The 12,453-nt window shown below is 35.8% G+C and carries 10 protein-coding genes; 9 read left to right on the top strand and 1 reads right to left on the bottom strand.

Annotated features, from left to right (window positions below):
• The first annotated feature begins 5 nt into the window (after positions 1-5).
• The 8 genes from CIB95_RS06295 (at position 6) to CIB95_RS06260 (ending at position 10,573) form a co-directional block, all read left to right on the top strand.
• The gene (locus CIB95_RS06295) at positions 6-3,335 is read left to right on the top strand and encodes a DNA polymerase III subunit alpha (RefSeq protein ID WP_094923324.1); all 3,330 of its coding nucleotides are present in this window, start codon (positions 6-8) and stop codon (positions 3,333-3,335) included.
• Between the two features lie 119 nt (positions 3,336-3,454).
• A complete protein-coding gene (locus tag CIB95_RS06290; protein WP_094923322.1) occupies positions 3,455-4,690 on the top strand; it encodes an NAD(P)-dependent malic enzyme in 1,236 nt (411 codons plus the stop codon).
• A gap of 27 nt (positions 4,691-4,717) precedes the next feature.
• Positions 4,718-5,359: a FadR/GntR family transcriptional regulator gene (locus CIB95_RS06285; protein WP_094923320.1), complete on the top strand. Its 642-nt coding sequence runs from the start codon at positions 4,718-4,720 to the stop codon at positions 5,357-5,359.
• A 32-nt stretch (positions 5,360-5,391) separates the two neighbouring features.
• Entirely contained in the window at positions 5,392-6,249 is an 858-nt protein-coding gene (gene accD / locus CIB95_RS06280) for an acetyl-CoA carboxylase, carboxyltransferase subunit beta (RefSeq protein WP_094923318.1), read from the top strand.
• A complete protein-coding gene (accA, locus tag CIB95_RS06275) occupies positions 6,249-7,229 on the top strand; it encodes an acetyl-CoA carboxylase carboxyl transferase subunit alpha (RefSeq protein ID WP_094923316.1) in 981 nt (326 codons plus the stop codon). Before accD ends, accA begins: the two co-directional genes overlap by 1 nt.
• 124 nt (positions 7,230-7,353) lie before the next feature.
• Positions 7,354-8,313, top strand: coding sequence for a 6-phosphofructokinase (gene pfkA, locus CIB95_RS06270; RefSeq protein WP_094923314.1), 960 nt, complete (start codon positions 7,354-7,356; stop codon positions 8,311-8,313).
• Between the two features lie 20 nt (positions 8,314-8,333).
• Positions 8,334-10,088 carry a pyruvate kinase gene (pyk, locus tag CIB95_RS06265; protein ID WP_094923312.1) on the top strand — a complete coding sequence of 585 codons (1,755 nt, stop codon included), beginning with the start codon at positions 8,334-8,336 and terminating at the stop codon, positions 10,086-10,088.
• 86 nt (positions 10,089-10,174) lie between these two features.
• Complete coding sequence (locus CIB95_RS06260) at positions 10,175-10,573, top strand: FxsA family protein (protein ID WP_094923310.1); 399 nt, start codon at positions 10,175-10,177, stop codon at positions 10,571-10,573.
• A gap of 17 nt (positions 10,574-10,590) precedes the next feature.
• On the opposite strand, the gene ytvI is transcribed toward CIB95_RS06260, so the two are convergent.
• Positions 10,591-11,712, bottom strand: a complete 1,122-nt coding sequence (gene ytvI / locus CIB95_RS06255) for a sporulation integral membrane protein YtvI (RefSeq protein WP_094923308.1) — start codon at positions 11,710-11,712, stop codon at positions 10,591-10,593.
• Between the two features lie 170 nt (positions 11,713-11,882).
• Between ytvI and CIB95_RS06250 the strand changes: the two genes are divergently transcribed.
• A complete protein-coding gene (locus tag CIB95_RS06250; protein ID WP_094923306.1) occupies positions 11,883-12,344 on the top strand; it encodes a DUF441 domain-containing protein in 462 nt (153 codons plus the stop codon).
• Positions 12,345-12,453 lie beyond the last annotated feature (109 nt).

Here is a 12,453-nt window from a genome sequence, read left to right as displayed (position 1 = left end):
GGTCGATGGAATTTGTTCATTTACATGTACATAGTGAATATAGCCTTTTGGAAGGCGCATGCCGAATCACGCAAACAGTAGAAAGAGCAAAAGAGTTAGGTTTTTCTGCTATAGCAATTACAGATAGAAATGTAATGTACGGAGCAATTCCTTTTTATCATGCCTGCATGAAAGCTGGTATTAAACCTATTATCGGGTTGGAATTAGCTGTAGAAGATCTTAAACTCGTGCTCATTGCAAAAAACAATAACGGCTATAAACAATTATTAAAAATTAGTAGTTATATAAATACAGTAGAACATATAAATGATTTAGAGATTTGGGATATTCTTTCGGAAAATAGCAGTTCTCTATTTTGCATTACTCCTGGCTTAGGAGGTCAAATTGAAAACTACGTTATGAAAGATAAGAAAGAAGAAGCAATTTCTACTTTAAATAAATATAAAGAAATTTTTAGTAATCGTTTATTTTTTTCAATCCAAAATCATCGAACAACATCAGAAAAAATATTAAATGAAAAATTAATAGTCTTCGCAAGGGAAAATGCAGTAAAATGTATTGCTACAAATAATGTGTATTACTTACATAAAGAAGACGCGTTTGCACAGGAATGTTTGTTAAGTATTCGAGATGGTGTAACAGTTACTGATGAAAATCGGAAAAGGTTACCGACCGAGGAATATTATTTAAAAAGCGCTGAAGAAATGTTAGAAGTTGTTGATGACCAAGAGTTTTTAACGACAACAAAACGAATTGCCGATGCCTGTAACCTTGATTTTCAGTTTGGTGAGTACCAAATTCCAAAGTACCCACTACGAGAAGGGTTAACAAGTAAAGATTGCCTCAGTAGATTATGTGAAAAAGGCCTATTAGATCGCTATAGTGATGTAACTTCTGAAATAAGAGAGCGATTAAAATTTGAATTAGAAGTTATTAACGAAATGCAATTTAATGATTATTTTTTAATTGTTGCAGATTTTATGAATTATGCTCATAAACAAGGTATTATTACAGGGCCTGGACGTGGATCAGCAGCTGGTTCCCTTGTTGCATATGTATTAAAAATTACAGACGTCGATCCAATAAAACACGGGCTATTATTTGAGCGTTTCTTAAATCCCGAGCGAATATCGATGCCAGATATCGATATTGACTTTGAAGATACTAGGCGAGATGAAGTGATCCATTATGTTGCTGAGAAATATGGACATAGTCATGTAGCTCAAATTATTACGTTCGGAACATTAGCTGCCAAAGCTGTTACCCGTGACGTAGGTAGAGCATTAGGCGTAGAGCTTAAGGAAGTTGACCGGCTTGCAAAAATGATTCCTTCTCAAGTCGGAATAACCTTAAGGACTGCAATAGCGCAAACACCTACTTTAAAACAAGCAATTCAAGAAAAACAAGAGTATAAAAAAATAATAGAAATTGCTTTAAAACTTGAAGGACTTCCGCGCCATAGTTCTACTCATGCGGCTGGTGTTATCATAAGCCGAGAACCATTAACAGAGATGGTTCCATTACAACAAGGTCAAAGTGGAATGATGTTAACCCAGTATCCTATGGATACGTTAGCAGATCTTGGATTATTAAAAATGGACTTTTTAGGGTTAAGAAATTTAACGTTAATACGACATACTGTAAGGCTAATCGAAAACATAACTAAAAAGAAATTTAGTTTAAAAAATATTCCACTCGGAGATGAAAAGGCATTTCATTTATTAGGAGAAGGTAACACAACAGGGATTTTCCAACTTGAATCAGCAGGTATGCGACGTGTACTTCAACAACTTAAACCAAGTGAATTTGAAGATATTGTTGCAGTTAATGCTTTATATAGGCCTGGTCCAATGGAAAGCATTCCAGATTATATAAAAGCAAAACATGGTAAGGTTACTATTTCTTATCCTCACCCTGTCTTAGAAGAAATTTTAAAACCAACATATGGATTTATCGTATATCAAGAGCAAATTATGCAAGTCGCAGCCAAAATGGCAGGTTTTTCTTTAGGACAAGCTGATATCTTACGTAGAGCAGTTTCCAAGAAGAAAATAGAGGACCTTAATAATCAAAGAAAGCACTTTGTTGATGGCTGCTTAGCAAAAGGATTCGATAACGATACAGCGAATACCGTGTACGATTTAATTGTTAAGTTTGCAAACTATGGATTTGCGAGGAGCCATGCTGTTGCTTATAGTATGATTGCCTATCAATTGGCTTATTTAAAGGCTAACTATCCGTTAATGTTTACTGCATCGCTATTATCAAGTGTTATCGGTAATGAGGACAAAACAGCGCAATATATTGCTGAAGCAAAAACGAAAAAATTAAGCATCCATCCTCCTTCGATTAATAAAAGTGAAATAGCTCATACAATTGTAAATAACGGTATTCAATTTAGTTTAGCTGCAATCAAAAATGTTGGCATTCAAGCTGTAAAAATAATCTTACAAGAGCGCAGAAAAAAACCTTTTAGTGATTTTTATGATTTTTGTGCAAGAGTTCCACAAAAAGTTGTCAATCGCAGAACAATAGAATCATTAATTTATGCAGGTTGTTTTGATGAGTTTAATAATAATCGAGCAAGTTTGCTAGCGAGCATAGACCCAGGTATCCAGTATGCAGAATTAATTCAAGCTAGTAATAGTGACAATCAACTAGGATTATTTCCGGATGAAGCTTTACAAATGAAACCTAAATATATTGAGGTACCACCATTTACATCAGAGGATCAATTGCAATTAGAAAAAGAAGCATTAGGATTTTACTTATCTGGCCATCCAATTGAGTCTTTTCAGGACATATTAAGTGATTACGGTGTCGTGAAAAAAGCAATACTTGAAACTGTGTCTGATCAATCTAAGCAAAAGATTGCTGGATTAGTAACAAGTAGCAAAGTCATTAGAACAAAAAAGGGCGAACAAATGGCTTTTATTACGATAAGTGATGAAACAGGAGAACTTGAAGTTGTTATTTTTCCAAATATATATAAGAGACAGCCTACGTTATTTACAAAAGGAAAATTACTTTTTATTGAAGGTTCGATTGAGAATAATCGAGACAGTGTTAAATGTATAGCAAAAGAGGTTAGACTAGTAAAAGAATTAAATACGCGTCTATTCATTAAAGTTAAAAATCAAGATACAGAAAAAATGGCAAAATTAAAACAAATAATATCAAAAAATAAGGGGCTAGTCCCTATAACAATTTATTATGAATCTGAGAAAAAAGCGATGAAGCTTGCTAGTGAGTACAATGTCGATACAAATGAAAGATGCTTACAATTATTGAAGGAACAATTTGGAAATGAGCATGTCGTCCTAGTATCGAAATAAATTACTTTACAGGTTAATAACATTTGTTATAATGAAGAAAGTTACTAGGTGGTCAGACCACTAAAATGACTACAAATAGTACTTTCCAACTGCCTCAAAGAAAAAAGGAGAGAATAGTTTTGACTATTAGAGAAGAAGCACTCCATATGCACCGTGTTAATAAAGGGAAATTAGAAACAACATCAAAGGTACCAGTTAAAAATGCAACAGATTTAAGCTTAGCTTATTCCCCTGGTGTAGCTGAACCATGTAAAGATATTTATGATGACAAAAGTAAAGTATACGAATATACGATGAAAGGCAATACAGTTGCAGTCGTTACTGACGGAACAGCAGTTCTTGGACTAGGAAATATTGGTCCTGAAGCGGCAATGCCAGTAATGGAGGGGAAAGCAGTTTTATTTAAAAGTTTTGCTGGAGTAGATGCTTTTCCAATCTGCCTAAACACTACTGATGTTGATAAAATTGTTGAAACTGTAAAATTACTAGAACCAACTTTTGGTGGAATTAATTTAGAAGATATTGCAGCACCAAATTGCTTTGCTGTTGAGGAGCGTTTGAAAAAAGAGACGAATATCCCAATTTTTCACGATGACCAACACGGGACAGCAATTGTTACAGCAGCAGGTCTTGTAAACGCGCTAAAAATGGTTGGAAAATCAATGTCAGAAATTAGAGTAGTAGCAAACGGTGCTGGAGCAGCAGGGATAGCTATTTTAAAACTTCTAAGAAACTTTGGAGTTCGAGATATTATTATGTGTGACTCTAAAGGTGCCATTTATGAAGGAAGACCATTCGGGATGAATGCAATTAAAAAGGAAATGTCTGAAATTACAAACCTTGATCGTAAAGAAGGATCACTTTCAGATGTCATAGTAAATGCAGATGTATTTATCGGTGTTTCTGTTGAAGGAGCCCTTACTAAAGAAATGATTTCTTCAATGAACGCAGACCCTATTATTTTTGCAATGGCTAATCCAAATCCAGAAATTATGCCACAAGAGGCGAAAGAAGCTGGGGCGAAAGTTATTGGTACAGGTCGTTCGGATTTTCCTAACCAAGTAAATAACGTACTTGCCTTTCCAGGAATTTTCCGAGGGGCATTAGATGTTCGTGCAACGCATATAAATGAAGAAATGAAGAAGGCAGCTGTACATGCTATTGCTAGTCTCGTAAATGAGGACGAACTATCAGATGATTATGTTATTCCAGCTCCATTTGATCCACGAGTAGCTCCTGCGGTTGCAGCAGCTGTGGCAAGAGCAGCAATGGAAACAGGTGTTGCAAGAAGACAAGTTGATCCAGAAGAAGTTGCTGAAAAGACTAGAAGACTTGCAATAATCGGAAAAGAGTAATTTTAGGAAAGTGAGTGATGAACGGCTATGTCATCACAAAAAAAAGTATATATTGAAATATTAAATAAAATCCACGACATTATTGAAACTGATGGTCTTCAAGCTGGAGATAAACTACCTTCTGAACGAGAACTTTCCGATCGACTTAATGCAGGTCGGTCTTCTGTTAGAGAAGCACTACGTTCATTAGAACTATTAGGTTTGATTGAAACTAGACGTGGTGAAGGTACGTATATTGTTGATGCTAATGAATATCGCCTAATCGAAATACTCGGTAGTTTCATTTTGCAAAATGATAAGGTAGTTGAGGATTTAATAGAACTTAAAGATATCATTGAAATGACTGCCTTACCACTTGCTTGTCAGCGGTTGAGCGATAATGAGCTGGATGAACTTCTTCAATTAGGTGAACAAATTTTTAATGAACCTAATGAAGATACATTACAAGCATTTCATCGACGTATTGTAGAAGGTAGTAAAAACAGACTGCTATTTAGAGTTTGGAATATTTTATATCAATATTATAAAAACACAGGTCATCAACTGCAATTAGTAGATAAAGACTCTTACAGCTCCTTGCTTCGTGCTTTAAAAGAGAGGGAAACTAGCAAAGCTTCTGAATTACTAAGTAGAATACTAAGCGTTAATTCAACAACAAGCGCTTTATAAGTAATTCCCAAGTAACAAGGGAGGAAAAACAAATGTTAAAGGATTTATTTGTTAAAAAGAAAAAGTATGCAACGATACCTTCTGAACATGCAAAACAAGAAGTACCAGAAGGGTTAATGACAAAGTGTCCACAGTGTAAAAAAATAATGTATACGAAGGAAATTCAAAAAGCATTGAAGGTTTGTATGCATTGTAATTATCATCACCAAATGTCTGCACCAGAGAGAATAGCAAGCCTTTTAGATCATGATACGTTTGTTGAATATGACAAAAATATGATCTCTGAAAATCCGTTAAACTTTCCAGACTATGAAGACAAGCTTAAAAAAGACCAGAAAAAGACGGGTCTGAATGAAGCAATTGTCACAGGTGAAGGTACGATGGATGGACAAGAAGTTGTCATTGCTGTGATGGATGCTCGTTTCCGAATGGGAAGTATGGGATCAGTTGTAGGAGAAAAGATTACTAGAGCAGTAGAACGTGCAATGGATAAGAAAGCACCATTTATTATTTTCACAGCATCTGGTGGTGCTAGAATGCAAGAAGGTATTTTGAGCTTAATGCAAATGTCTAAAGCGAGTGTAGCCTTAAAAGCGTTTAGCAATCAAGGTGGACTATATATTTCCATTATGACTCACCCTACGACTGGAGGAGTATCAGCAAGTTTTGCTTCTGTAGGCGATTACAACTTTGCTGAGCCAGGTGCATTAATCGGGTTTGCAGGTCGAAGAATTATTGAACAAACAATCAGAGAAGATTTACCTGATGATTTCCAAACTGCTGAATTCTTATTAAAGCATGGTCAACTTGATGGTGTATTACATCGTTCTGATATGAAAGAAACCTTAACGAAAATATTACACATACATCGACGTGGAGGTGAGCAATAATGGCAGTTGGTTTAGATTTTGAGCGTCCAGTTGTAGAACTTCGTGAAAAGATAAAAGAATTAAAGACATTTACAGCAGAAAAAGATATCGACTTATCTGATGAAGTGAGAAGACTTGAGGAACGTTTAATTAAATTAGAGCAAGATATTTATGGTAATATGACTCCTTGGGACCGTGTCCAGCTTGCTCGTCATCCTGAAAGACCTACGTCACTAGATTACATTGAATTACTATTTTCTGATTTTATAGAGTTGCATGGTGATCGTGCATTTGGTGATGATAAAGCAGTTGTTGCTGGGATCGCAACATTTAAAGGGCAACCAGTAACTGTTATTGGTGAACAACGTGGTCGTGATACGAAGGAAAATATATTACGTAATTTTGGAATGCCTCATCCAGAAGGCTATCGAAAAGCGCTTAGACTAATGAAACAAGCAGAAAAATTTCAAAGACCAGTTGTTTGTTTTCTTGACACAAAGGGTGCGTACCCTGGTAAAGCTGCTGAAGAAAGAGGACAAAGCGAAGCGATTGCACGTAACCTTGTAGAAATGGCTGGCTTAACAGTTCCGATTATATGTATTGTAATCGGCGAAGGTGCTAGTGGTGGTGCATTAGCTCTAGGCGTAGGTAACCATGTTCATATGTTAGAGAACTCTTGGTACTCAGTAATTTCACCAGAAGGTGCAGCAGCTTTACTTTGGAAAGATTCTTCTCTTGCTAAAAAAGCGGCCGACACAATGAAGATTACTGCTCCCGATGTAAAACAATTAGGAATTATTGATGAAATTGTTCCTGAAGTTAAAGGTGGAGCTCACCGAAATGCAAAGGAACAAGCGAAAGCAATCGAAGCTATCTTAGATTCTTCTTTACAACAGTTACTACCAATGTCAAAAGAAGAAATCGTTGCTCACCGATATGAGAAATTTCGCACAATCGGTACATTTGCTTTTGTTCAAGATGAAAAAATTAATAATAATTGATAAAATGTGCTTTAGTCAAAGACTAAAGCACATTTTTATGTGAGCGTGAGTATTGTTATGACAAGATGGAAATGGTATGTTTATACAAGTAGTTTTCCAATGATTTAATATTGAGGTGCTAAATATGAAAAAGATTGGTGTTCTAACAAGTGGTGGCGACTCACCAGGTATGAATGCAGCTATACGTGCTGTGGTAAGAAAAGCAATTTACCATGATATTGAAGTGTATGGTGTTTACCATGGATACACTGGTTTAATTAAAGGTGATATTAAGAAATTAGAAATTGGTTCTGTAGGCGATATTATTCATCGAGGTGGAACAATGCTTTATACAGCTCGAAGCGATGAATTTAGAACTGCTGAAGGTCAGAAAAAAGCAATTGACCAGTTAAATAAATTTGGAATAGAAGGACTAGTAGTTATCGGTGGAGATGGCTCGTTTCGTGGTGCAGAAAAATTAACGGAACACGGATTTCCGGCAATTGGGGTACCAGGGACGATAGATAACGATATCCCTGGAACAGATTTTACGATAGGGTTTGATACAGCATTAAATACAGTTATAAATGCGATTGATAAAATTAGAGATACAGCAACATCACATGAACGTACATATGTCATTGAAGTCATGGGTAGAAATGCCGGTGACATTGCACTTTGGTCTGGATTAGCTGACGGAGCAGAGTCAATATTAATCCCCGAAGAAAAATTTCAACTCGAGGATGTCGTTTCTAGATTAATGCGAGGGCATGAACGAGGGAAGAAGCATAGTATAATTGTCGTTGCCGAAGGTGTTGGTAGCGGAGCTGAAATAGGGAAACAACTTCAAGAGGCAACAAACTTAGAAACGAGAGTATCTGTTTTAGGATATATTCAACGAGGTGGAACACCAACTGCATTTGACCGTGTTCTTGCAAGTCGTCTTGGAGCAAAAGCAGTAGATTTATTATTAGAAGGTAAAGCAGGACGCATGGTTGGAATTGAGCAAAATCAAATTGTAGACCATGACATTTCTGAAGCTTTATCGAAAACACATCAAATTGATAAAAAAATGTATGAGTTATCTCAGCAGTTATCTATTTAATTATTTAGGAGGAAATCAACATGCGTAAGACCAAAATTGTATGTACAATAGGACCAGCAAGTGAAAGTGTTGAAACACTTGAAAAACTAATGAAAGCTGGAATGAATGTTGCAAGACTAAATTTCTCACACGGTGATCACCAAGAGCATGGCCAACGAATTATTAATATTCGTCAAGCTGCAGAAAATGTTGGGAAAACGGTAGCAATTCTTCTTGATACTAAAGGACCAGAAATTAGAACACAACAAGTTGAAAACGGTGAAGTGGAGCTAGTTGCAGGCGAAGAACTTATCGTATCGATGGAAGAAGTAATGGGAACAAAAGAGAAAATTTCCGTTACATATCCTGGTTTAATTGAAGATGTAACGATTGGCTCAAACATTTTATTAGATGACGGTCTAATTGGACTAGAAGTTATTGAGAAACGTGAAAAGGAATTAGTGACGAAAGTATTAAATTCTGGAACATTAAAAAATAAAAAAGGCGTTAATGTTCCAAATGTTAGCGTAAAACTACCTGGAATAACGGAAAAAGATGCTGAAGATATTATGTTCGGTATTGAACAAGGAGTAGATTTTATTGCCGCTTCGTTCGTGCGTAGAGCATCTGACGTTTTAGAAATTCGCGGACTTCTAGAGAAAAATGATAGTGCTTCTATTCAAATCATTCCTAAAATAGAGAATCAAGAGGGTGTCGATAATATTGATGAAATTCTTGAAGTATCTGATGGGTTAATGGTTGCGCGTGGAGATCTAGGTGTAGAAATTCCTGCGGAAGATGTACCATTGGTGCAAAAACAATTAATTAGACAGTGTAATATGCTTGGCAAGCCAGTTATAACAGCAACTCAAATGCTAGATTCTATGCAGCGCAATCCACGCCCAACACGTGCGGAAGCAAGTGATGTAGCGAATGCGATCTTTGATGGAACAGATGCAATCATGCTCTCAGGTGAAACGGCTGCTGGGAAATATCCTGTTGAGGCAGTTAACACGATGAATGCCATTGCTAAAAAAACGGAAAGTGCATTGCAATACCGTGAATTACTATCACTTCGCAGTAAAGAAATTGGAATATCTATTACCGATGCAATTAGCCAATCGGTTACACATACTGCACTTAACTTAAATGTCGCAGCTATTATTACTGCAACGCAAAGTGGTCATACTGCGCGTATGATTGCAAAGTACCGTCCTAAAGCACCGATTGTTGCTGTAACAAATTCGGAGTCTGTTTGTCGTAAGCTTGCTCTCGTATGGGGAGTAGTAGCACAATTAGGCGTTACTGCACATTCAACGGATGAAATGTTAACAGTATCTGTTGAAGAAGCGCTAAAAACTGATGTTGTTAATCATGGTGATTTAGTCGTTATTACTGCAGGTGTACCTGTTGGTGAAGTTGGCACGACAAACTTAATGAAGGTGCATTTAGTTGCGGATGTTTTACTAAAAGGGCAAGGACTTGGAAAAAAATCGGTTTATGGTGAAGTTGTAATTGCAAACAACTCTGAAGATGCGATTAGTAAAATGAAAGATGGCGCTATTCTTGTCACGTTAGGGACAGATAAAGAAATGATGCCAGCTGTTCATAAAGCTTCAGCAATCATTACAGAAGAAGGTGGCTTAACTAGTCATGCTGCAGTTGTTGGATTAAGCTTAGGCATTCCAGTAATTGTTGGTGTACAAGGAGCAACTTCGAAATTAAAAGATGGGCAAGACATCACAGTGGATAGTGTCGGGGGAGAAATTTACTTCGGTCGTACTACTATCATTTAACTTTAATTTATGAGAGAAGGAGTTGGCTCCTTCTCTTTTTTTCGTTTACAATAGAAAAGAGATAGAAATGAAAAAAGGGGAAATTAATGATGAGATGGCTAGTACTTCTATTTATATTCGTTCCTGCTTTAGAAATTTTTCTACTAATTTGGTCTGGACAAACGATAGGTGCATTTAATACTTTTCTTTTAATTATTTTTACAGGGTTTGTTGGAGCTTGGTTAGCTAAAAGAGAAGGTGCAGAAGTTTTGCGTCTAACACAAATGCAATTGCAACGTGGTGAAATTCCAAGTCACTCACTATTAGACGGTATTTGTATTTTTGCAGGTGGACTAGTCCTTTTAACACCTGGTTTTATTACTGATGCGCTAGGATTTTTATTGTTATTTCCATACAGTCGTGGCGTAATAAAGCTGTGGCTATCAAAGTGGTTTAAAAAACGTATTCAAAATGGTAATGGTAATTTCATATATTGGAAAATGTAAAAAACAAGATAGGTTCCCTATCTTGTTTTTGTTTTCCCTATTATAAAGTTCCATAAATTTTCAAAAACACCTGCGCTTTGAAGTGCGTTAATTATAACTAATAGAACAGGACCGATAATTAATCCAAGGAAACCAAATAGTTTAAATCCAACGAACAAAGCAACGAGTGTTGCTAGAGGGTCGAGTCCGATATTAGAAGATAAAATTTTCGGTTCCATTACTTGGCGTTGCACGACAACGATAATGTATAAAATAGCAAGTCCAATTGTAGTTGGATAATCTCCTGTTATAAATGTGTAAATAATCCAAGGTACGAATACCGCTCCTGTACCTAAGTATGGTAATAAGTCGACAATACCAATAATAATCGCAATCGTGATAGCATACTCTACACGCAATATTAATAAGCCAATTAATACAATTACTGCCGTTATAGAAATTAAGGTAAATTGAGCTTTAATAAAGCCAAAGAAAGCTTTTTTTAGTTCATTTATTACACTTTGACTACTTTTATGAGCACTAGCAGGGATTAAGTTGTTTATCTTATCGCCAAGACGGTACCAATCTTTGCTGATAAAAAAAGTTGCTAATAATGAAAAAATAAGGACAGTAGCTGCATTTGGTAAACCTAGAAGGAGACTTTGAAAAGCCCCTAAAATAGTAATAAGTATGGTTGAGAAACCATCTACTACAGTAGCGCCAAACTCGTTAATGTTGTTCATAAGCTTATCTTGTTCACTTTGATCTAGCTCTCTTATCATTGCAGTTATATCATTATAAATGGGAACAATTTTTGCTACGAAGAAAGCTTGAATATACTCAACTAACTTTTGAAAATGAGGAGGAACAACCTTTACAAGGTAAGCAGTTCCGGCTACAATTTCTGCCACTAACAAGTACATAATCCCGAAAACAGCTGCTAAAAATACAACAATTGTAACAATTACAGCAATATATCGCGGGAGGTTTGTCTTTTTTTCTAAAAAGTTAACAATGGGATTAATTAAAAATGCAATAATAATAGCGATTAAAAATGGGTAAGTTACGGTAGATACGTAAAACAAACCATACAAACTAACTATAATTGTAGCAATGACGAATAATAACCTTAATGAACTATATAGAATATTTGCATTCAATTATTTTTCCCCTCCAATCTGTATAAGGAATATTTTACATATTTTTTTGCGTTACATCAATTTTCATGTTTTCCATAAGTAGAACGAACAGTTAAAAAGTGAGCAATTTGGTTGTATTTGTTTGTTATGGTAAGATAATATAGGTTTAAGAAGCAGGAAGGAGCGGTAGGATGATTTCCCAAGCAACCGCTTTTTTAATTATTTTGTTAGCTATAGGATTAATAGCGAAAAACCAGTCTTTAATTATCGCGATTGTTGTCTTGTTAACATTAAAATGGACAAATTTAGGTTCTAAACTTTTCCCAATCATTCAAGATAAAGGAATTAATTGGGGAGTAACAATAATAACTATCGCTGTATTAATTCCTGTAGCAACAGGTGATATTGGATTTAAACAACTTACCGATGCAATGAAGTCCTCTTATGCTTGGATTGCGTTATTTTCAGGAATTGCAGTCGCATTAATTGCTGCAAGAGGAATTGATTTGCTACAAACCGACCCACACATTACGACAGCGTTAGTCTTTGGCACAATATTAGCAGTTGCCTTATTTAAAGGGATAGCTGTTGGACCATTAATTGGTGCTGGAATTGCTTATTTTGCAATGAAAATTGTATACTTTTTCCAGTGAACCCTCATTTAGGGAAGAAAATTACTGGAATTTCTCTTAATTCGTCTCTTTTCATTCACAAACGCTTAAAGTTTGATTATAATAAGCAATAGTGTGTGTGAAGAATTAC

The sequence above is a fragment of the Lottiidibacillus patelloidae genome (genome assembly GCF_002262935.1).
Classification (GTDB): Bacteria; Bacillota; Bacilli; order Bacillales; family SA5d-4; genus Lottiidibacillus; species Lottiidibacillus patelloidae.
The sequence above is the reverse complement of the archived record's forward strand: the minus strand, read 5'-3'. Positions and strand labels throughout refer to the sequence as shown.

Excerpts from the sequence above, each read along its gene's own strand:
- CIB95_RS06295 (WP_094923324.1), top strand. The coding sequence starts at position 6 with ATGGAATTTGTTCATTTACATGTACATAGTGAATATAGCCTTTTGGAA.
- CIB95_RS06285 (WP_094923320.1), top strand. The coding sequence starts at position 4,718 with ATGTCATCACAAAAAAAAGTATATATTGAAATATTAAATAAAATCCAC.
- accD (WP_094923318.1), top strand. The coding sequence starts at position 5,392 with ATGTTAAAGGATTTATTTGTTAAAAAGAAAAAGTATGCAACGATACCT.
- accA (WP_094923316.1), top strand. The coding sequence starts at position 6,249 with ATGGCAGTTGGTTTAGATTTTGAGCGTCCAGTTGTAGAACTTCGTGAA.
- pfkA (WP_094923314.1), top strand. The coding sequence starts at position 7,354 with ATGAAAAAGATTGGTGTTCTAACAAGTGGTGGCGACTCACCAGGTATG.
- pyk (WP_094923312.1), top strand. The coding sequence starts at position 8,334 with ATGCGTAAGACCAAAATTGTATGTACAATAGGACCAGCAAGTGAAAGT.
- CIB95_RS06260 (WP_094923310.1), top strand. The coding sequence starts at position 10,175 with ATGATGAGATGGCTAGTACTTCTATTTATATTCGTTCCTGCTTTAGAA.
- CIB95_RS06250 (WP_094923306.1), top strand. The coding sequence starts at position 11,883 with ATGATTTCCCAAGCAACCGCTTTTTTAATTATTTTGTTAGCTATAGGA.